General features: G+C 70.6%; 16 protein-coding genes. 6 read left to right on the forward strand and 10 right to left on the reverse strand.

The window, feature by feature from the left end:
* Positions 1 to 282 precede the first annotated feature (282 nt).
* The 4 genes from MFF64_RS30325 (at position 283) to MFF64_RS30340 (ending at position 5,716) form a co-directional block, all read left to right on the forward strand.
* The gene (locus MFF64_RS30325) at positions 283 to 3,156 is read left to right on the forward strand and encodes a hypothetical protein (protein ID WP_238193187.1); all 2,874 of its coding nucleotides are present in this window, start codon (positions 283 to 285) and stop codon (positions 3,154 to 3,156) included.
* 464 nt (positions 3,157 to 3,620) lie between these two features.
* Entirely contained in the window at positions 3,621 to 4,400 is a 780-nt protein-coding gene (locus tag MFF64_RS30330) for a L,D-transpeptidase (protein ID WP_099900157.1), read from the forward strand.
* A gap of 59 nt (positions 4,401 to 4,459) precedes the next feature.
* On the forward strand, positions 4,460 to 5,338 hold the full coding sequence (locus MFF64_RS30335) for a LysR substrate-binding domain-containing protein (protein WP_099900155.1): 879 nt from the start codon (positions 4,460 to 4,462) through the stop codon (positions 5,336 to 5,338).
* Positions 5,339 to 5,419: 81 nt separating this feature from the next.
* A complete protein-coding gene (locus tag MFF64_RS30340; RefSeq protein ID WP_099900153.1) occupies positions 5,420 to 5,716 on the forward strand; it encodes a putative quinol monooxygenase in 297 nt (98 codons plus the stop codon).
* Positions 5,717 to 5,780: 64 nt separating this feature from the next.
* Here MFF64_RS30340 and MFF64_RS30345 read toward each other — a convergent pair whose 3' ends face one another.
* The 8 genes from MFF64_RS30345 to MFF64_RS30380 all read right to left on the reverse strand — a co-directional run bounded on the left by MFF64_RS30345 (position 5,781) and on the right by MFF64_RS30380 (position 13,274).
* Positions 5,781 to 6,206, reverse strand: coding sequence for a cupin domain-containing protein (locus MFF64_RS30345; RefSeq protein WP_099900151.1), 426 nt, complete (start codon positions 6,204 to 6,206; stop codon positions 5,781 to 5,783).
* Positions 6,207 to 6,217: 11 nt separating this feature from the next.
* A complete protein-coding gene (locus MFF64_RS30350) occupies positions 6,218 to 7,348 on the reverse strand; it encodes an SMP-30/gluconolactonase/LRE family protein (RefSeq protein ID WP_238193188.1) in 1,131 nt (376 codons plus the stop codon).
* The gene (locus tag MFF64_RS30355) at positions 7,345 to 8,361 is read right to left on the reverse strand and encodes a zinc-binding alcohol dehydrogenase family protein (protein WP_238193189.1); all 1,017 of its coding nucleotides are present in this window, start codon (positions 8,359 to 8,361) and stop codon (positions 7,345 to 7,347) included. The genes MFF64_RS30350 and MFF64_RS30355 overlap by 4 nt, the downstream gene beginning before the upstream one ends.
* Before the next feature lie 29 nt (positions 8,362 to 8,390).
* Positions 8,391 to 9,368 (reverse strand): DMT family transporter, encoded by a 978-nt coding sequence (locus MFF64_RS30360; RefSeq protein WP_238193190.1) that lies wholly within the window; start codon positions 9,366 to 9,368, stop codon positions 8,391 to 8,393.
* Positions 9,369 to 9,611: 243 nt separating this feature from the next.
* Positions 9,612 to 9,872, reverse strand: coding sequence for a hypothetical protein (locus tag MFF64_RS30365; protein WP_238193191.1), 261 nt, complete (start codon positions 9,870 to 9,872; stop codon positions 9,612 to 9,614).
* Between the two features lie 943 nt (positions 9,873 to 10,815).
* Positions 10,816 to 11,559, reverse strand: coding sequence for a sensor histidine kinase (locus MFF64_RS30370; protein WP_238193192.1), 744 nt, complete (start codon positions 11,557 to 11,559; stop codon positions 10,816 to 10,818).
* Between the two features lie 505 nt (positions 11,560 to 12,064).
* Positions 12,065 to 12,454: a response regulator transcription factor gene (locus MFF64_RS30375; RefSeq protein WP_238193193.1), complete on the reverse strand. Its 390-nt coding sequence runs from the start codon at positions 12,452 to 12,454 to the stop codon at positions 12,065 to 12,067.
* 151 nt (positions 12,455 to 12,605) lie between these two features.
* The gene (locus tag MFF64_RS30380) at positions 12,606 to 13,274 is read right to left on the reverse strand and encodes a response regulator transcription factor (RefSeq protein ID WP_238193194.1); all 669 of its coding nucleotides are present in this window, start codon (positions 13,272 to 13,274) and stop codon (positions 12,606 to 12,608) included.
* Positions 13,275 to 13,517: 243 nt separating this feature from the next.
* Between MFF64_RS30380 and MFF64_RS30385 the strand changes: the two genes are divergently transcribed.
* The gene (locus tag MFF64_RS30385; protein ID WP_238193195.1) at positions 13,518 to 16,016 is read left to right on the forward strand and encodes an MFS transporter; all 2,499 of its coding nucleotides are present in this window, start codon (positions 13,518 to 13,520) and stop codon (positions 16,014 to 16,016) included.
* A 5-nt stretch (positions 16,017 to 16,021) separates the two neighbouring features.
* Here MFF64_RS30385 and MFF64_RS30390 read toward each other — a convergent pair whose 3' ends face one another.
* Both MFF64_RS30390 and MFF64_RS30395 read right to left on the reverse strand, forming a co-directional pair.
* Positions 16,022 to 17,404 carry a mercuric reductase gene (locus MFF64_RS30390; RefSeq protein ID WP_238193196.1) on the reverse strand — a complete coding sequence of 461 codons (1,383 nt, stop codon included), beginning with the start codon at positions 17,402 to 17,404 and terminating at the stop codon, positions 16,022 to 16,024.
* 66 nt (positions 17,405 to 17,470) lie between these two features.
* Positions 17,471 to 18,229, reverse strand: coding sequence for an SDR family oxidoreductase (locus MFF64_RS30395; RefSeq protein ID WP_238193197.1), 759 nt, complete (start codon positions 18,227 to 18,229; stop codon positions 17,471 to 17,473).
* Between the two features lie 641 nt (positions 18,230 to 18,870).
* Between MFF64_RS30395 and MFF64_RS30400 the strand changes: the two genes are divergently transcribed.
* On the forward strand, positions 18,871 to 19,596 hold the full coding sequence (locus MFF64_RS30400) for a Crp/Fnr family transcriptional regulator (RefSeq protein WP_238193198.1): 726 nt from the start codon (positions 18,871 to 18,873) through the stop codon (positions 19,594 to 19,596).
* Positions 19,597 to 19,633 lie beyond the last annotated feature (37 nt).

Here is a 19,633-nt window from a genome sequence, read left to right on the forward strand (position 1 = left end):
TCCGTCGGCTCAAAGCCATACTTCAGGGCGGACCACTCCGATGGGGGCTGACCACCCCCGGGTCTGTCGCTGGCGGCGGATCTCGGGGTCGACGAGACGGTCGGCGGGCTGCGTCTGTCCGATGTCGGCCTGCGGATCTACAGCCCGCCGACCAGGGGATGGGCGCAGGCCAATCCCAGCTTCTCCCCGATCGCGGCGGCGGCCGCCAAGCTCGAGATCCGGAGCGCCGGGCTCACGCTCGACCTGACGGCCCTGGGGATCGGCATCCGGGACAGGCTGTGGTTGTTCGGCCTGTTCGACGGCCTCAGCGTCGCCAACTTCGCGAAGCTGACCGACCTGTCCGGCGGCGAGGATCTCGCCAGGCTTCTCCCGGACGACCTGCGCGTCAAGCTCGGGAGCCTGTCCCTCGACGCGATGAGCCTCGGCCTGAGCGCTCCGGGTGGGGCGGTGTCGCTCGACGACGTCAGCATCACGGTCGGGATGCCTCAGATCGACATGACCGTCGTCCCGGGCTTCACGATCGACGCCCTGAACGCGACCTTCGACGTCGCCGACCCGCTGAACCGCCGCTCCGCGCGATCCCTGAATGCGACGCTCGGCGGCGACCTGACCCTGCTCGGTGCACCCTTCGATGTCATGGTGACGCTGCCCGAGGTCGCCGCGGTCGCTCGGCTCACCCGGCCGGCCGCCATATCGCTCTCGTCCCTGTTCGACGAGGCCGGCATCGGCATGCCCTCGGATATCGGGGTCGGTCAGCTGCGTGTGGCGGAACTGGAGGTCTCCGCCGACAAGGCTGGCGCTTTCGGGTTCGCCACCGCGCTGGCCCCGGCGCCCGGATGGAGCATCGACCTCGGGCCTGTCCCCCTGACAGTCAAGGACGTCACCGTGGTGGCGAGTCGCGGTTCGGGCACGAGTTCCGTCGCGATCAACGGCACGATCGCGTTCGGAACCGCCTTCTCGCTCGCTGGGCGCTACCAATCGCCGGGCAACTTCGTGTTCCGGGGCGAGATCCCGAGCGTCAGGCTGAGCGCCATCGTTGCGACCCTGACCGACGACGGGCTGGCCCTGCCCAGCGGCTTCGACATCGATCTCGAAGGCACCTATGCCAGAATCGAGAAGGCCGGCGCGGATTACAGCTTCCAGGTCGCCACGACCATGGCGAGCCTCGGCACCGTGGTGCTCGAAGTGCGGCGCACCACGGCTAGGGGTGGCACCTGGGGGATCGCGACAGGGATCGACCTCACGGGCCTGCGGCTGTCGCGCCTGCCCGGCCTCGACGGTCTCAAACCGTTCGAGGACGTGTTCCAGCTGTCCGAGTTGATCGTCGTGGTCGCGTCCTTCGCGGACCCGGCCTTCACGTTCCCGGCACTGGCGGCTTTCCAGGGGCCGACGCTGCGCACCGGCAATGTCAACCTGCCCGCGCAGGCCCTCGGCGGCGGGGTGATCCGGGGGTTCAATGTCTCGGCCCGTTGGACCCTCGACGCGTCGAAGCAGCAGACCCTGCTCAAGAACCTGCTCGGGCTGCACGCCTCTCTGGACATCACGCTGCAGGTCGGCGCGGATCCGGCGGCGAATTCCAGGCTCTTCGTCTCCATGACGACGAAGATCCGTAATCTCGACTTCGCCTGCCGGTTCGGGGGGGCCATCGCGGGCGGGCAGATCGAGCTGTTCCTCACCGGGATTCTTCAGGTGCCGATCCAGGGCAGGCCGACGCGCTTCGACCTGACGCTCATGTTCGTGGCCAACGGCGCTTTCCTGTCGGGCTCGATGCAGGGCACCCTCGATTTCGGCGATCTCAAGCTGTCCAACCTCGCCCTGGTGATCGGGACCGACTGGGAGGGCCTCCCGAGCCTCGGCTTGGCCGCGACCCTCGACATCGAAGGGCTCGACTCCTCCGTCGCGGTCTTCTTCGACTCCACCGATCCGAGCCGCAGCCTGCTCGCCGGATCGGTCAGCGACATCACGCTCAAGGGCGTGATCGACAAGTTCGCCGGCGCAGTCCTTCCGTCGACCGTCGACGACGTCCTCGACCAGATCGCCCTCGAGGGGACCGACCCGTTCCGCGTCCCGTCCTCGCTCGCGCAGTCCCTCGACAATCTGGACCTGACCGCCGTCGCGGCAGCCCTAAAGACGGGCGGAGTGACGCTCGCCACTGCCTCGCAGAACACGCTCGTCGTGGCGCTGCCCGGCGGAGGGCGATGGGCGGTGACGGACCTCGTCAACATGCTGCACTACGACCTGTCGCTCCAGGGGAGCGAGATCGTCGTGAAGCTGGATCCTCAGATCTACCTTGCGCCTCAACAGACGATGCTCGGCGCGATCACCTTTCCGCAGGGCTTGTTCTTCAATACCGGCCTGAGACTGTTGTTTCTCAAGGCGCAGGCAAAGGTGATGGTCCGGCCGAGCCAGGGCCTCCTGATCGACGGCGCCATGGACAAGATCGTCATCGGCACCGAGACCCTGTTCTGCGTCTCGTCGCTGGATGGAAAGACGGGGCCGGTCGTCTCGGGTGCGACCTTCGCGCAGCCGCAATTGCCGGAGCCCCGGCGCTCTCCGCACCTGATCGTCGACGGCAGCCTCGACTTGCTCGGGATCAAGCGGGCCGTCTCCGTCTCGGTCACGAAGCAGGGGTTCCTGTTCACATTGAAGGGCTCCATCGCCTCGCTGCTCGACGCCGACCTCGACGGCACGTTCACAGGCCTGAAGGCGCTCAACATCGGGGGGCATCTCAACGTCGGGCTGGACACCTTCGACCTTGGCCCGCTTGGCAAGATCACCATCACGACGGGGGCGGGCGGAGAGTTCCGGGTCGGAGTCGTCGGGGAGGCGATCGGGGCCTGGTTCGCCGGTTCGTTCGCCTTCGCCGGACAGACCCTCACCCTGCCGCGATTCGACCTCGACACGCGGACGGAGTCTCTCCCCAAACTCGCCGCAAACGTATTTGACCTCGTCAAGACCGCGTTGCTGGATTTTCTCAAAGACGCTGAGCGGTGGGCCAAGCTTGTCGCCGACGGTATCATCTCAGGTGTCAAGGACGTGGAGGCAGTCCTGCGAGATACCTTTCACAAGAGTCTGGACGAGGCAAAGAAGATCGTCGATGAGGTGTCAGGAAAAGTGAAAACCTGTGCGATGACGACGGCTGCGAGCATTCTTTGAAGTCCGGCTGCTCTCCGACAGGGCAGATGCTGATTCGCTGCGGGAAATGCCGGGTGATCGAAGGTATGGAGTATCGCTCGATTGCAGCCCACGGCCCACGACAGTGCCGTTCGGCCGTGCACCGCGGCCTTACGATTGCTCGTGATCCTCGGTGCGTCCCACGTCATTCCTCACGCAGCCCGGACCTGTTGCCGATGGTCCGCAATCCGCCGCCTGATGACCGTTCCGGGAGGGAAACGGCGACAGTCGAGCGATCCGGATTCCGGGGAGCCGACGATTCGTCCTCGAGGACACCGACCGGTCCGGGACGCCGACGGGACCGGGGCGTATTCGAGTCGCTGCTAGGATCTAGCGGAACTATGCGTTTCCCTCATTGTCCGCGCGGGTGCAGCGTGTCCGGCATCGCATTCGCGACGGAGCCTGCGCATCGCCGCGGCAGCGCCTCGCGACGGCCGGGAGTCGTCATGTTCGCACCGGGATCGCCCCAGCTCACCTCCGCAGAGGCCCGCTCGCGCCTTCGGGCCCTGGTCCGGCTCGTCCCTCTCGCCCTTCTCGCGGGCGGCTGCATGGCGGTCGGAGCACCGCCGGAGGCCGTCGCACCGGCGCCGTCCGCGGCGTTCACGGCCGGCTACGCCGCCATGTACGCGGCCCGGCCCGGGGAGCGCTTCGCCCTGCCGGCGACCGAGATCGGCGACGTCGATCCCCGTTACTTCCGTCGGGAGGTCGCCTATCCGCGGGCCGAGCCGGCGGGCACTCTGGTGGTCGATCCCGGCAACAAGTTCCTCTACCTCGTGCGCGAGAACGGACGGGCCCTGCGCTACGGCGTCGGCGTCGGCCGGGCCGGGCTCGCCTGGAGCGGGACGGCGCGGGTCGGGCGCAAGGCCGAGTGGCCGCGCTGGACCCCGACGCCGGACATGATCGCCCGCGAGCCGGAGCGCAACGGACCCTGGCGCCACGGCATGGCCGGCGGCCCGGGCAACCCGCTCGGGCCGCGCGCCCTCTACCTCTTCGACGGCCCGCGCGACACGCTCTACCGGATCCACGGCACCACCGAGCCGCACACGATCGGCACCGACGTGTCCTCGGGCTGCATCCGGATGTTCAACCAGGACATCATCGACCTCTACGGCCGGGTCCCGGTCGAGACCAGGGTCGTCGTCCTGCCGGCCGACGAGCATGTCGAGCCCGCCGAGACGCCCGTCGCGCGGACGGCGTCCCGGGAGGCTGGCCGGTCCGGATCTTGACGGGCGGTGCGGTTTTTGCGGGAACGAACCCGCGTCGTGGCAGTGGAGCGGGCGGGACGATGCGCTACCCGGACCTGGAGATCGACCTTCTGCGGGCCTTCGTGGCGGTGGCGGAGACCGGCAGCTTCACCGCCGCGGCGGACGTGGTCCACCGCTCGCAATCGGCGGTGAGTCAGAAGGTGCTGCGGCTCGAGGAGATCCTGGGGCGGCGCGTCTTCGACCGCACCAGCCGCGCGCTCGCCCTGACGCCGGACGGCGAGCGGCTGCTCGTCGCCGCGCGCCAGATGCTGGAGTTCAACGACCGGGTCCTGCGCGCCTGGCGCGAGCCTCCCGCCAGCGGCACGCTGCGGCTCGGCGTGTCGGAGGACTTCATCCCCGGCCAGCTGCCGAAGCTGCTCGCCCGGTTCGGTCGGCTCCACCCCGACGTCCATATCGAGCTGATGACCGGCCTGAGCTGCACCCTGCTCGAGGCCTACGATGCCGCCCGGCTCGACGCGGTGATCGCCAAGCGCAGCGGCGGGCAGGCGAGGGGGCGGGTGATCTGGCGCGAGCCGCTCGTGTGGCTCGCCGCGGCGGATTACCAGCTCGACTTCACCCGGCCGGCGCGCCTCGTCATGCTGGCGCCACCCTGCAGCTACCGCGAGTCGATGATCGCCGCGCTGGATTCCGTGCGACGCGACTGGATCGCCGCCTGCACGGCGAGCAGCCTGATGGGCGTGCAGGCGGCGGTCGCGGGCGGACTCGGCGTGACGCTGCTCGGCCGCTCCTTCGTGCAGGAGGGCATGCAGATCCTGCGGGCGCCGGAGCTCTGGCCGGCTCTTCCCATGACCGAGGTGACGGTTCTAGGCGAGGACAGGGCGCCCGATCTCGTGGAGCCGCTGATCACGTTCCTGAGCCAGAGCCTCGCCGGCCACGATGCGCTGACCATCGCGGCCTGAGCCCACCCGGCAATCCGGCGCGTGGCGCGCCGAGACGAAGGTCCGGCGTTGCCGGATCGCGCAAGCGAAGGAAAGCAGACCATGTCCGATCACGTCCACCTGATCGCCCGCCTGGTGCCCCGCCAGGGGCAGGAGACGGCGCTGGCGCAGGCGGTGGCGGCCATCGTGCCCGCGGTGCTCGGTGAGCCCGGCTGTCTCGCCTACACCGCCCACGAGAGCCGCGAGCGGGCCGGTACGATTGTGATGGTCGAGAGCTGGGAAAGCCAAGCCACCCTCGACGCCCATGCCGACGGCGTGAATTTCCGTGCGCTCGCCGCCCGCTTCGACGAGCTTCTCGCCGAGCCGCTCGCCATCGAAACCCTCCGCAGGATCACCTGATCGGCGGTTGCGGAGGCCGGCGGAAGGGTCGCCGCACCGGTCCCGGCGAGCCGCCTGGCGGCGCTCAGCGCGTCGGCGCGTTGCGGGCCATGAAGGTCTCGGGGCTGCCGTCCTGCGGGTTCACGAACACGATGTCGGTGGGGACGCGCCGGGGCGTGTCGACCGACAGGAAGACGACCGGCTCCGCGATGATCCTTGGCAGGGCGTGCACCGTGCCGCGCTCGAAGAACAGCAGGTCGCCCGGCCCGAACTCGGCCTCCGTGCCGGCATCCCCCATCCAGAACGTGCCGCGGCCGGAGAGCACGTGGAGGTATTCGTCGCAGGTCGCGTGATAGTGCGGCGGCGTCGCCCGGTAGACCCGGAAGACCCGGGCGCTCGCCGCCTCGCGATCGGTCAGGTAGGTGTCGACGAGCAGGGTCTCCGCCTGGTCCGGCAGCGCCGCAGCGATCGCCGCGAGGTCGAAGCGCCCGGTCTTCCGTGTCTCGGCCATGGCCTCTCTCCTCAGCGGTGATCGTTGGGCGCCGGCCCGGCACCGAGCTGGAGCGTGTAGACCTCGACCGGAAAGCGCACTTGGCTCCGGCCGCCCTGGAACAGGGCGAGGCGGTTGAGCTGGGCGGCCGGCAGCCACAGCCTCCCGCCGGCATCGATCCACATCGCGTCGACCCACAGCAGGCGCGGGTCCTGGATCAGGGTCGAGGCGGTGCCGTCGGGGGCGATGCGCAGGATGCGCTGCGCATCGGTGTCGCTGACGAACAGGGTGCCGTCCGCGGCGATCGCCGTGCCGCCGGTCGGCGGCGTGTCGGCGACGATCTCGACGGAGGCGGCGAGCGCCGCAGGGGACGTCCCGGGATCGTCGATCAGGCGCGTCGGCACGCGGAACAGAGGCCCGGTGCAGGACTGGTAGACGAGAGACGCGCCGTCCGGTGATACTTCGAGCTGGTCGGCATGGACATAGACCGGCTTGCCGTCCGGTCCGCGCACGATGCGCCCCTCGGCCGAGATCGGCCGCGAGGCGGTGACCGAGGAATGGCCCTCGAGGACCCGGCGGCCCCGGCCCGTCGCGGGATCGAGCACCACCAGGGCCGGGGCGCCGGCATCCGTGAGATAGGCGAGGGGGCCGTTGAAGCGGACGTCGTCGATGAAGCTCTTGCTCGTCACCACGCCGTCGAGCGGGATCGTCCGCCGCACCCGGGCGCCGGCGATGTCGACCTGGACGAGCTTGCAGCCGCCCGGGCGCATCGGTTTGCCGAAGCCGGGCGAGCCGGTATCGACGAGCCAGAGGTCGCCGTCGGGACCGATCCGGAGGGAGTTGACCCAGACCAGGGTGCGGGCGGGGTCGGCCTCTTCCGCCCAGGCGTTCCAGCCCTCGTCCGGGAACGGCACCGGCCGGCCGTCGCGGATCTCGACGACGCGGGGACCGGCGCTGCCGTCGATGCGCGCGAGCGCGGCGAAGATCCGGCCCTCCGGCGTCACCGCGACGCCGTTGGTGACGGCGTCCGGCAGCGCGAAGGCGAGCGTCAGGTCGGGCTTGGCCGGGTGAGCGGGCTCGGCCGCGTGGGCGGGGCCCGCCGTCACCAGGGCCGCGGCGCCCGCCAGCCACGCGCGCCGATCCATCATCGCCTCGCCGCTCATGCCCATCCCTCCAGAACGATCTTGCCCTTGGCGCGCCCGCTCTCGATCAGGGCGTGGGCGCGGCGGAGATTGGCGGCCGAGATCGGGCCGAAGCTCTCCGCGAAAGTGGTCTGCAGCGTGCCGGAATCCACCAGCCGCGCGATCTCGTCGAGGAGCCGGCCCTGCTCGGCGATGTCGGCGGTGGCGAACATCGAGCGGGTGAACATGAACTCCCAATGCGTCGAGACGCTCTTGCGCTTGAACGGCAGGACATCGAGGCTCGCCGGGTCGTCGATCAGCGCGAACCGGCCCTGGGGCGCGATCAGCGCGGCGATCTCGGCGAGGTGCCGGTCGGTGCTGGTGGTCGAGAAGACGAAGCCCGGCGCGCCGAGCCCGAGGGCCGCCACCTCGGCCGCGAGAGGCTTGCGGTGGTCGACCACGTGGTGGGCGCCGAGCCCCCGGCTCCAGGCCAGCGTCTCCGGGCGCGAGGCAGTGGTGATCACCGTGAGGTCGGTGAGCCGGCGCGCGAGTTGGGTCGCGATCGAGCCGACGCCGCCGGCTCCGCCGATGATCAGGATCGCGTGCGCGGCCCCCGGCACGGCCTTTCGCACGTCGAGACGGTCGAACAGGGCCTCCCAGGCGGTGATCGCCGTGAGCGGCATCGCGGCGGCCTCCGCGATGGTGAGCGAGGCCGGCTTGTGCCCGACGATCCGCTCGTCGACGCAGTGCAATTCGGCATTGGTACCCGGCCGGCCGAGGTCGCCGGCATAGAACACCGCGTCGCCCGGCCGGAACCGGCGCACGTCCGGGCCCGCGGCCTCGACCACGCCGGCCGCGTCGTAGCCGAGGACCTGCGGCCGGCCCTCCGCCGGCGTCGCGCGGGCGCGGACCTTCGTGTCGACGGGATTGACCGACACGGCCTGGACCCGGACGAGCAGGTCGCGCGGCCCCGGCACCGGGACCGGGAGGTCGAGATCGACGAGCGCCTGGTCGTGGTCGATCGGCAGGGAGGCGTGGAAACCGACGGCCTTCATGGGTCTGGTCCTCTCTTCGGTCGGGGGAATCAGGAGCGGGCGCTGAGCCCGACGCCGAGCACGATCGCGGCGGCGCCGAGGATCAGGTCCGGGCCCGGGCTCTCGCGCAGGGCCGCCATGGAGAAGGCGAGTCCGGCGACCGGCACCGCCAGCATCAGGGTCGACATCGCGCTCGCCGGCAGCCGGGCGCTCGCCGCGTTGACGGCGCAGAAGCAGAAGGCGGTGGCGACGGGGCCGACGAAGGCGAGGCAGGCCCAGAGCGTGCCCGTGCCGTCGCCGGTGAACGGCCCCTCGACCACGCGGGCGAGCGGCGTCAGCACCGCCGCGGCGAGCAGCATCTGCCAGGGCGCGAGCCGGATCGCCGGGGAGGCCGCGCGGCCGTAGCGCAGGTGCAGGATGCACAGGGCCCAGGCGGCGGACGCGGCGAGCAGCATCGCGTTGGCGCCGACGATCGGCCCGTCCCGCCAGTCGATCGCGTGCGGGTTGAGCAGCGCGAGGACGCCGAGGCCAGCTAGGCCGATCCCGATCCAGCGCCGCCGCCCGATCCGCTCGCCGAACAGGAGGAGCGCGGCGGGCAGAACCCAGATCGGCGTGGTGTAGCTCAGGATCGCCGAGCGGCCGGCCGGCAGATGGGTCATCGCCACGGCGCCGAGAGCCGTGAACAGCATCATCTGCAGGAGGCCGATCGAGGCGACGACGGGCAGGTCGGCCCGCTCGGGCAGCCGCACTTCCCCACGCCAGGCCTGCCAGGCGAACAGGCAGGCCGCGCCCAAGGTGAATCGCGAGGCGGAGAACCAGAGCGGCGAGACGTGGCCGAGGCCCACCTTCATCACCGGCCAGTTGGCGCCCCAGAGCAGGATCGCGCCGCCGAGGAGGAGAGCGGGACCGTACCGGGCCCGCAGCCCGCCCGGTACCGGCCCCCCGGCGGCGGCACCGGAGGCGCCGTCGCGCGACGCGGCCGGGAGGACGGGGGAGGTGGGGCACGGGTCGATGGCTGAGGCGGACATGACGGCCCTCGTCGGGGATGGCGGTCGTCGATGTTCGGCGAGCCCGCCGACCTCGAGGGGCGGCGGTGTGTCGTCCGCGACGATCGGGACGAGGCGAGAATGCCGGCCCGGGATCAATCCGGTAAGCGCATAGTTCAAATCGCTATGATCGGATTTTCTTCTAAACCGGTCGTCCATCGGTGCAGCGCCGGTCGAGAACCGATCCGGCGTCCCGCCGGCTCGGGGTACGCTTTCGGCCCAGGCTCAACGCCGCTGCCCGCCCGTGCCCAGACGGGCCGGAGCGGTGTGCGCCAGGGGCCGGGCTGCCGAGCCCCCGAGAATCGTCGCGCCGGTCACGATGTCCGTCTCGCGCCCGCGCATCGCGCCGTCGCCGAGCAGGCCACCGGGGCCCTGGTCGGGCACCTCGATCCGCGCGCCCCACACGTCGATCGTGTGCGTCTGCTGCGCGAGAGCGCTGCCGTTCGCGGCGAGGAGGGCGGCCGCGACGATCAACCGGTACATCATCTGACTATCTCCGATATTGCGCCGCCTGCCAGGTGCGGCGCCTATGTCGAATATAAATAATTGCCGCGATTAGCGTATCGCCAACGAATATATGTTGGCGCCTACTTTCATCTGTTCAGACCATACGAAGGTATGGGATCGGCGGAGATGTCGTGGCGTGCCATTCAGGGCTGAGACGAGTTCCGGACGATTCCTTCCAGAATTCGTCTCAGCAGCCCGCGCGGCGCCTGGCTGAAGCCGATTTCTACATTGCCAAGCAGTCAATCGGAAATCGCATGACCGGTGGAAAGACGATCCGCGCCTTTTTCGTCCGACATGCTGCCGCCTGTTTGATCAGCCCCGACAGAGCTGATGCCCTACGGGCGCGAGACGTAATCCGGAACCGCAGGAAGCAAATGACAAAGCGGGCAGCGCTCCGCCTAGTCATCGTCCACCTGATACCGCCGCGCCTTCGAACGGACGCGTTCGAAGGTGCCAGGCAAGCCCGAACGGGCGCCGGCGCTGATGCGCCGGTCGCCTTCGCATCGACACGTCGATGCGAGGGCGCCAGGGTATGGGTATGTGTTTGATGCAGCAACAAAGCCGGCATGCCTCTGCGTGCCAAGAACTCTCCCCATCACCGGCATGGGCCTCGGCGGGAACCCGGGATCCATGACCGCGGACGTTCCGAGACACGACGACCGGGGTCTGCCTTATCCTGACCTGTCGGCGGTGATGGATCCCGGGATCCGCTGCGCGACCCCGGCATGATGAACAGGGCGTCGATACTGGCCGAGTCGGTCAACCGGACCTCAGCCAATAACAAGATTTACATGAATGCCGATTTTGCCACGATAAGGTGCGAAAAAACAAGAATATAGACGGGCACGGCGTCGGCTTGCGAAACCGTGTCTGCTGCGTCTTGCGCCCCCCGCAGCGGACGGTCCCGCACTGTACGGACCGCTCAGCCGTGCAGGACGATCCCCTCCGGCGTCGTGTGGACCGAGCGGTCCACGGTCACGCCGAAGACCGATCCCCGGCCGCAGCGGGATTGCACGCCGATCGGGTGGCCGAGCGCCTGGGCGGTCTGGCGCACGATGTGGAGCCCGAGGCCGAGCCCGGCCCCGTCGCGGCGACCGGCTCGGTCGAAGGCCTCGAAGATGCCGGCGAGGCGCTCCGGCGCGATGCCCGGCCCGTCGTCGTGGATCTCGATCGCGATCCGGCCCCGCCGCCGGCGGCACCCGACGACCACCCGGCCGCCCCGGCCCGCATACTTGACGGCGTTGCCGACGAGGTTGCGCAGGATCGTCGCGAGCATCGCGGCCTCGCTCTCCACTCGCAGCCCCGAGGGGCGCACCCGCAAGCGGACGCCGACCGCCTCGGCATAGGGCTGCCACTCCGCGGCGACCGCGGCGAGAAGGGGACCGAGGGGCACCGGACCGAGGCGCGGTGGCGCGTCGCCGACCTGGGACGTGCGGGCGAGGTCGTCGAGCTCGCGGCCAAGCCGCACCAGGGCGTCGCTGGCCAAGCCGAGCCGGGCGGCCGCCCGGGGCGCGACGCCGTCGGACATGGCGCGCTCGATGGCCATGAGGGCGACCTGGAGCGGCTGCTTGAGATCGTGCCCGGCCACGGCCAGGAGCCGGGCCATGGCGCTGCGGCCGGCCTCGGCACGGGTGAGGGCATCGCCACCTGCCGGAATCGCCACCATCGCTCCCATCCCCGCCGTCTCGACCGGCCCCGATCCGGGGCGCCGCATCCATGGGCCGGACCATGCATCGTGGCCGTAAGGAGCGAAATCATACGGAGGTTTGCCCCGGGGCGGTCGGAGACGTCGCAAGCCGCGACGACCCGAAGCGTCGGGTGTCGTCGGGCGCGGGCGTCCGCCAGCCTGTCCTGCGGTATGATGGAATTGTTCGCCGTCATCGTGACGACAGGTGGGCGTCTGACTGCCGGCCGTCCGCCGTTCGATCGTTCTGTCTCGCCCCCGACGACGACGAAGGCTCACCCCGATCGGGACGAGGTACGGAACGGGACGGCACCTGCTCTGCGCGCGTCTCCCGGTGGCGGCCGCCGGCGGCACAGGACATCCCGTCCGCCTACCGGTCCTCGGGGCGGCGAGCCGGGAGATGGGCCGGCCCCGGTCGTGCTGCGCCCGACCGGCTCGGCGCCCGCGGACCGCCTCGGGCGTGCGTCACCGAGATTGGATCGCCGGGTCAGGACCCGACCGTGCCCTCGAGGCAGCGGATCAGGTCGTCGGCCGCGAGGGGCTTGCGCAGGAGGTCCCGCGCGCCGCCCGCGAGGGCGCGCCGACGGAGCGAGTCGTCGGACAAAGCCGTCATCATGATGATCGGCAGGGTGGGGCGGACCCGCCGCACGCGCTCCTGCAGCTCCAGGCCGTTGAGGCCCGGCATGTCGACATCGGTCAGGAGACAGGCCACGCGGCCGGTCGCCCCCGAGGCCAGGAACACCTCGGACGCCAGGAACGCCGTGCCCGAGTTGAACGCGACGGTATCGTAGCCCAGCGACTCGAGGAAGCCGGACGTCGCGTCCAGCACCGCCTCGTCGTCGTCGACGACTGCAACCGTTGTCTTCCCGACGGACAAGGGGCGCCCTTTCCGGTGCCCCGCGCGGGCACGCTCTCTCGCCCCTCAGATGAGCCGGCTGCCGCGTCGGCGGAATCATACGATGGTGTGGTACGACCCGATCGTCCGGCCCTCCGGCGGGCCGCACCGAACGCCGCCGGCCTCGGCGCGGTCAGCCGCCCGCCAGGGCCTTCAGCGCCTCGGCCTTGCGCACGAGGTCGGCGACGGAGCCTGCCTGCATCTTCCGCATGACGTTGCCGCGGTGGATCTTCACCGTGATCTCGCTGATGCCGAGCGCGTGGGCGATCTGCTTGTTGAGCAGCCCCTCGACGACGTGCTGCATCACCTCGGCCTCCCGGGCGGTCAGGGTCGCGGCGAGCCCGGCGAGCTCGGCCGTGCCGGCGCTCTCGGCCCGCCGGGCCTTGTCCCGCTCGATCGCAACGGCGATCGCATCGAGCATGTCCTGGTCGCGGAACGGCTTGGTCAGGAAATCGAGCGCGCCGGCCTTCATCGCCCGGACGCTCATCGGGATGTCGCCGTGGCCGGTCATGAAGATGACCGGCAGGCGGCTGCCGGTCGCAGCGAGCCTCGACTGCAGGTCCAGCCCGCTCGCGCCGGGTAACCGGACATCGAGCACGAGGCAGCCCGGCCGGTCCGGCAGGCTCGCCGCGAGAAGGTCGCTGGTCGACCCGAACGCGATCGCGTCGAGACCGACCGACCGCAGCAGGTCCTGCAGCCCCTCACGGATCCCCTCGTCATCCTCGACGATGACCACCAGCGGAGTTGTCGCGTCGGCGGCCGGCTTTGCCGACGCACCTCGAATGTTGCCTGCCACCGTCATCGACGAGCCCTCGCGTGCCTCTCCGGTCGGCGACCCCAATGGTCGTGCTTACAGGCTGCGTCGCCGGCCGATCAAGCGTCGCCAAGGGGGATGTGCACTGCAGCGAGGGCCTCGACGTATGGTCGAGCTATGAGCTAACAACGACGCATGCCGTCAGGACGCCGTCGCTTGGCGCAGCGATCCCGGGCGAGGATCGCGCTGCCGGACGGCCCTGGCCAGGGACCGAAGGGACGAGGCGAGCGCATGACGGTGTCGGTGAAGCCGGTTTCCGGACAGACCACGGCCCGGGTGCTCCTCGCCAGCCTGATCGGCACCACCGTCGAGTTCTACGACTTCTACATCTACGCGACCGCCGCGAGCCTGATCTTCGGGCCGCTGTTCTTCCCGGCCGCGCTGCAATCGGCCGAGCTGATCAGCGCCTATGCGAGCTTCGGCCTCGCCTTCGTGGCCCGGCCGATCGGGGGCGCGGTGTTCGGGCATTTCGGCGACCGCGTCGGGCGCAAGGCCACGCTCGTCGCCTCGCTCCTGCTGATGGGGCTCTCGACCTCGGCCATCGGCCTCCTGCCGACCTTCGCGCTGGCCGGCTGGCTCGCGCCCGTGCTGCTCTGCCTCCTGCGCTTCGGGCAGGGCCTGGCGCTCGGCGGCGAGTGGAGCGGTGCCGCCCTCCTGGCACTCGAGAACGCGCCGCCGGGCTGGCGGGCGCGCTACGCCATGTTCGCGCCGCTCGGTGCGCCTCTCGGCTTCTTCGTCGCCAACGGGCTTTTCCTGATCCTCACCCTGACGCTGACCCCGGAGCAATTCGCGGACTGGGGCTGGCGGGTGCCGTTCCTGCTCAGCGCCCCCCTGGTGTGGCTCGGGCTGTGGGTGCGCACCCATCTCGGCGAGACCGAGGAATTCACCGCCTCGCTCAAGGAGGCCAAGCCCCCGCGGGCGCCGCTCGTCGAGTTGCTGCGCCTGCATTCCGGCCAGGTCGTCGCCGGGATCTTCGGGGTGGTGGCCTGCTTCTCGCTGTTCTGGACCGCGACCGCCTTCGCGCTCGGCTACGGCACGACGATGCTCGGCCATTCCCGGGCCTCGTTCCTGGTGGTCGAGCTCGGCGCGATCCTGTTCATGGCCGCGGCGATCGTCACCGCGAGCTGGCTGTCCGACCGCATCGACCCGACCCGCGTCCTGATCGTCGGCTGCGCCGGGACCATCGTCTCCGGCATCCTGCTGGCGCCGATGCTCGGCAGCGGGTCCCTCGTCACCACCTTCGTGTTCCTCGCCTTCGCGCTCTGGGTGATGGGCTTCGTCAACGGGCCGCTCGGGGCCTGGCTGCCGAGCCTGTTCCCGCCGCGGGTGCGCTACTCCGGCACCTCGGTCGCCTTCAACGTCGGCGGCATCGTCGGCGGCGCGTTCTCGCCGATGATCGCGCAAGGACTCGCCGAGCAGAGCGGCCTGACCGCCGTGGGTTTCTACCTCGCCCTGACCGGCGGGATCAGCCTGATCGCCTTCGACGTGAGCGCCCGCCAGCGCGCCCTCGGGGCGCTCGCCCGCAGCGAGCGGCGCTACCGCTCGCTATTCGAGCAGACCCACGTCGCGCTGTGCGAGATCGACCTCGCCGCGGCGCACGAGCAGGCGGCCCCGCAGGGCGGGAACGTCATCGTGGCCGATCGTGCGCATCTCGCGGCCTGCGCGCGGCTCGTCACCCTGATCGACGCGAACGAGGCGACGGTGCAGCTCCTCGGCGGCGCCTCGCGGGAGGCGGTGCTCGGTCCGATCGACCGCTTCCTGCCGCCGGGCCACGACCTCCTGGAACCGCTCCTCGCACGGCTCGTCCACGGCAGCGGCCGGTTCGAGACGCAAACGCGGCTCGTCCGAGCCGACGGCCGGGAGGTCATCGTGATCCTGGTCATGGCGCTGCCCGACGAGCCCTCGGGCTACGACCGGGTTCCATGCGCGATGATCGACGTGACCGAGCGCGAGCGCGCCAAGGAGGCGCTCCTCGCCGCGCAGAGCGAGCTCGCGCGGGCCGGACGGGTCGCGACGGTGGGGGCGATCTCGGCCTCGATCGCCCACGAGGTCAACCAGCCGATCGGCGCGATGGTGATGAGCGCCGAGGCCTGCCTGCGCTGGCTCCGGCGCGAGACGCCGGACCTCGAGGCGGCCGCGCGAGCGGCCGAGCGGGCGGTGCGCGACGGCATGCGGGCGAGCCAGATCGTCCAGCGGACCCGGGAGCAGCTCCGGCGCGACCGGCGCGAGCCCGAGATCGTCGACCTGCGCCTCGTTCTCGCCGAGGCCGCGAGCCTCCTCGACCGCGAGATCTCCGCCGCCGCGGCGATGGTGCGCATGCACGTCTCGGTGCCGGAGGTCCGCGTCCTCGCCGACCGGGTCGAGCTGCAGCAGGTCGTCGTCAACCTGGTGACGAACGGCCTGCACGCGATGCGGGCAGTGCCGGAGGCCCGGCGGGAGCTTCGGATCGCGCTCTCCGCTCCGTCGCCGGACCGGGTCCGGCTGTCGGTGAGCGACCGCGGCACCGGCATCGCGCCCGACCAGCTCCCGAAGCTGTTCAGCCCGTTCTTCACCACCAAGCGCGACGGGATGGGAATCGGGCTGTCGATCTGCAAGGCCATCGTCGAGGCCCATGGCGGCACGCTCCGCGGCCGCAACAACGAGGATACAGGCGCGACCTTCGAGGTCGAGCTGCCGCTCTGCGACGGGGCCGGCGCCGCGGCGGCCGAGCCGGCCGCCGCGGAGGCCTGAGCGCTTCAGCGCGGCGGCACGGCCGCGAACAGGGCGTTCAGCCCCTCCGCCGTCGTCGGATGCGCCAGGATCGCGTCCCGCAACGCGGTGTAGGGCAGGCCGGCCAGCATCGCGACCTGGACCGCCGCCATGACCTCGCCGGCGTCAGTCCCGAGCATCGCGAAGCCGAGGATGCGGTCGTCCGGGCCGATCACCGCCTTCATGAAGCCGTCGGTCAGGCCCGTGGTCCGGGTGCGCAGCACCGCCCGCATCGGCAGCCTGGCGACCCGGATCTCCGCGCCGCCCGCCCGCGCCTCCGTCTCGCTCGCACCCACGCGGGCGAGCGGCGGGTCGGTGAACAGGCAATAGGGCATCAGCCGGCCGGCGGTCGAGCGCGGACCGCCGCGGAGGGCGTCGCGCACCACCCGGTAATCGTCCGCCGAGGCATGGGTGAAGGCCGGGCTGCCGGCGCATTCGCCGATCGCCCAGACGCCCGGCGCCGTCGTGGCGAGCCGGTCGTCGACCTGGATCGTGCCGCGCTCCGTCACCGCGACGCCGGCACGGTCGAGCCCGATCCCGTCGGTGTTGGGCGTGCGCCCCGCCGCGACCAGGATGTGGCTTCCCGCCACCACGCCCTCGCCCTCGCCGGAGCGCACCGCGACCTCGACGGCGTCGCCCGAGCGGCCGCGCACGCGTACCACCTCGGTGCCCGTCAGGAGCGTGATTCCCTCGGCCGCGAGGAGCCGCGCCAGCTCGTCCGCCACGTCCGGATCCTCGCGGCCCGCGATCCGGTCGCCGCGCTCGATCACCGTGACGGCGCTGCCGAACCGGCGATAGGCCTGCGCCAGTTCGAGGCCGACATAGCCGCCGCCCAGCACGATCAGGTGGTCAGGCAACGCGTCGAGCTCGAGCGCCTCGATGTTGGTCAGCGGCTCCGCCTCTCGCAAGCCCGGCACCCCGGGGACGGCCGGGCGCGTGCCGAGGTTCAGGACGATCGTGTCGGCGGTGAGCACCCGCTCCCCGCCCGCGTTCAGCGCGACCGCGACCGTCTTCGGTCCGGTGAACCGCGCGCTCCCCATGACCAGCTCGGCGCCGCTGTCGCGGTACTTGTCGAGATGCATGTCGACGAGGCCGGCCACCATCGCCCGCTTGCGCTCGACCACCCGGCGCATGTCGACCCGGACCGGGCCGGTCTCGACGCCGTAGCGGCCCGCATTCCGGGCGAGGTGGGCGATTTCGGCGCTCCAGATCTCGTTCTTGCTCGGCAGGCAGTTGGTGTTGGGGCAGGAGCCGCCGATCCAGCGGCGCTCGACCACCGCGACTCGTTGCCCGGCCTTCGCCAGGTCCCAGGCCAGGAACTTGCCGCCCTCGCCGCTGCCGATCACCACGGCGTCGTACTGCTCGCTCATCGCACGTCCTCCTCGAAGCGGTTCGGTAACGGGCGGGCCTCGACGGCCCGCCCGGGGGCGCGGGGCTCAGACCGGGATCGGGTTGGCGACGAGCGCGGCGTTGAAGGCGTTGACCATCGCGTGCTCCTTGGCGCCCGGATTGTCGCGCACGGAGCGCACCGCCTCGACCACGACCTCCTCGGCCTCGGTGCCGAGCCCGGCCATCGTCTCGGCGATGAAGGCGTCGAGGGGCATGGCGCGCGGATCGCCGCTCTTCTTGATCAGGTCGGTATCGACCCAGGGCGGCGCGATCTCCTGGACCGTGACGCGGGTGTTGCGCAGCATGAAGCGCTGGGAAAGCGTGTAGGCGTGCAGGGCCGCCTTGCTCGCCGAATAGACCGCCGTGCTCGCCAGCGGCAGGAAGGCGAGGACCGAGGTGTTGTTGATGATCGTGGCCCGCGGCTGCGCCTTCAGGTGCTCGATCAGGGCGGAGGTCATCCGGATCGGCCCGAGCAGGTTGGTGGTCAGGATCGCCTGGGCCACCGCATCGTCGATCACCCCGGACGCGTCGTCGAAGGGCATGATGCCGGCGTTGTTGAACAGCACGTTGAGCCTCGGGAACTCGGAGACCAGCGTCGCGGCAACGGCCGTGATCGCCGCCGGATCGGCGATGTCGAGCTCGATCGACCGCATCCCGGGATTGGCCGCCGTGACCTCGTCGAGGAGCGCGCGGCGGCGGCCCGCGACGATCACCTGGTTGCCGAGCCGGTGAAAGGCCTCGGCGAAGCCGCGGCCGATGCCCGAGGTGCCACCGGTGATGAAGATCGTGTTGCCGGTGAGTTGCATCGTTTCGTCTCCATGCGAGAGTGCCGGACGACCGGATCCGGGCCGGTCGGGCAGGGATGGGCTTTCCGTCGCCCACGACCCCGCGATCTCCGGCGGGCGAGCGCCGGACGGGGCGGATGGGTCGTGCTGCTGGTTCGAGGAGCGCCTGGCCCGTGGATCGCTCCCCTGACCGGCGACGAGGATCATTCTAGCGATCCGGCCCGGCCGCGATATCGACGGGTGGTCTGAGCGCGATCACACCTTCCGCAAGCGTGCTCATACGCAGGTATGATGCGCAGGTATGAGGCGATGCTCCGCGGATCGGCGCCACGGCCAGCCTGCTCCTGGCCGACGGGGCCAGGCTCCCCTCGATGGCTGCGCGCAAGGCAACGGCCGGACTGCGCAGGGCCGTATTCTCGGCCTGTCGCATCGCGCTGCGTGGGTTGCGACGATCCGGGCGCCCTGGTTGCGTCGGATGCCGTACGCAGCGAATAAGATCGGTCGGTCAAATCCCGCGAACTTTAACTTGGATCAAACACACTTCAATGTGAAACTGTGCGGTTCCAAACCGTTCTCGCCTTCCGTCGACAATTCTCTCGTTTCCGTCGATCGATCCGGTATGCGGCAGGATCTCTCGCCGACCACGTTCAGATCGACTGCCTGTGCCTGCGTCCTCCTACCAGAACCGGTTGCTCGCCAGCCTGTCCGAGACCGATCTCGCCCGGATCCGGTTGCACCTGGAGCCGGTCGGCCTGCCGCTCAACGCAGTCCTCATCGAGGCCGGCCAGCCGATCGCGTACGCAACCTTCATCGAGGCGGGGCTGGGATCGGTCATCGTGAGCGCCGAGGAAGGCGGTCGCATCGAAGTCGGTCTGTTCGGCCGCGACGGCTTCGCGTGTCCGGCCCTGGTGCTCGGTTCGGATCGGATCCCGCAGCAGACCTTCATGCAGGCGGGAGGCCACGGCTACCGCATCGGCGCCGAGGCATTCCGCGCGATCATGGATGCCAGTCCGTCGTTCCGCGCCCTTCTGCTGCGCTACACGCACACGTTCCTGGTTCAGACGGCCCAGACCGCTCACGCCAATGCCAGCGCCCCGGTCCAGGAACGGCTCGCACGCTGGCTCCTGATGTACCACGACCGTCAGGACGGCGACGAGCTGACGATCACCCACGAGTTCCTGTCGATGATGCTGGGCACGCGCCGGAGCACCGTCACGCTGGCGCTGCAGATCCTCGAGGGCGCGCGCCTCATCCAGGCCCGGCGCGGCCGTATCCGCGTGCTCGACCGTGCCGGCCTGGAGGGCACCGCCGGGGACGCGTATGGACCGGCCGAGGCTGAGTACGAGCGCCTGATCGCGCCCCTGCGCCGGAGAGCGGACCGGTCCTGATCAGGTCCGCGCCACAACTGAGCGCCTGCCTGATTGC

It is taken from the genome of Methylobacterium frigidaeris (assembly GCF_022179185.1).
Taxonomy (GTDB): Bacteria; Pseudomonadota; Alphaproteobacteria; order Rhizobiales; family Beijerinckiaceae; genus Methylobacterium; species Methylobacterium frigidaeris.

Excerpts from the sequence above, each read along its gene's own strand:
- MFF64_RS30330 (WP_099900157.1), top strand. The coding sequence starts at position 3,621 with ATGTTCGCACCGGGATCGCCCCAGCTCACCTCCGCAGAGGCCCGCTCG.
- MFF64_RS30335 (WP_099900155.1), top strand. The coding sequence starts at position 4,460 with ATGCGCTACCCGGACCTGGAGATCGACCTTCTGCGGGCCTTCGTGGCG.
- MFF64_RS30340 (WP_099900153.1), top strand. The coding sequence starts at position 5,420 with ATGTCCGATCACGTCCACCTGATCGCCCGCCTGGTGCCCCGCCAGGGG.
- MFF64_RS30345 (WP_099900151.1), bottom strand. The coding sequence starts at position 6,206 with ATGGCCGAGACACGGAAGACCGGGCGCTTCGACCTCGCGGCGATCGCT.
- MFF64_RS30350 (WP_238193188.1), bottom strand. The coding sequence starts at position 7,348 with ATGAGCGGCGAGGCGATGATGGATCGGCGCGCGTGGCTGGCGGGCGCC.
- MFF64_RS30355 (WP_238193189.1), bottom strand. The coding sequence starts at position 8,361 with ATGAAGGCCGTCGGTTTCCACGCCTCCCTGCCGATCGACCACGACCAG.
- MFF64_RS30360 (WP_238193190.1), bottom strand. The coding sequence starts at position 9,368 with ATGTCCGCCTCAGCCATCGACCCGTGCCCCACCTCCCCCGTCCTCCCG.
- MFF64_RS30365 (WP_238193191.1), bottom strand. The coding sequence starts at position 9,872 with ATGATGTACCGGTTGATCGTCGCGGCCGCCCTCCTCGCCGCGAACGGC.
- MFF64_RS30370 (WP_238193192.1), bottom strand. The coding sequence starts at position 11,559 with ATGGTGGCGATTCCGGCAGGTGGCGATGCCCTCACCCGTGCCGAGGCC.
- MFF64_RS30380 (WP_238193194.1), bottom strand. The coding sequence starts at position 13,274 with ATGACGGTGGCAGGCAACATTCGAGGTGCGTCGGCAAAGCCGGCCGCC.
- MFF64_RS30385 (WP_238193195.1), top strand. The coding sequence starts at position 13,518 with ATGACGGTGTCGGTGAAGCCGGTTTCCGGACAGACCACGGCCCGGGTG.
- MFF64_RS30390 (WP_238193196.1), bottom strand. The coding sequence starts at position 17,404 with ATGAGCGAGCAGTACGACGCCGTGGTGATCGGCAGCGGCGAGGGCGGC.
- MFF64_RS30395 (WP_238193197.1), bottom strand. The coding sequence starts at position 18,229 with ATGCAACTCACCGGCAACACGATCTTCATCACCGGTGGCACCTCGGGC.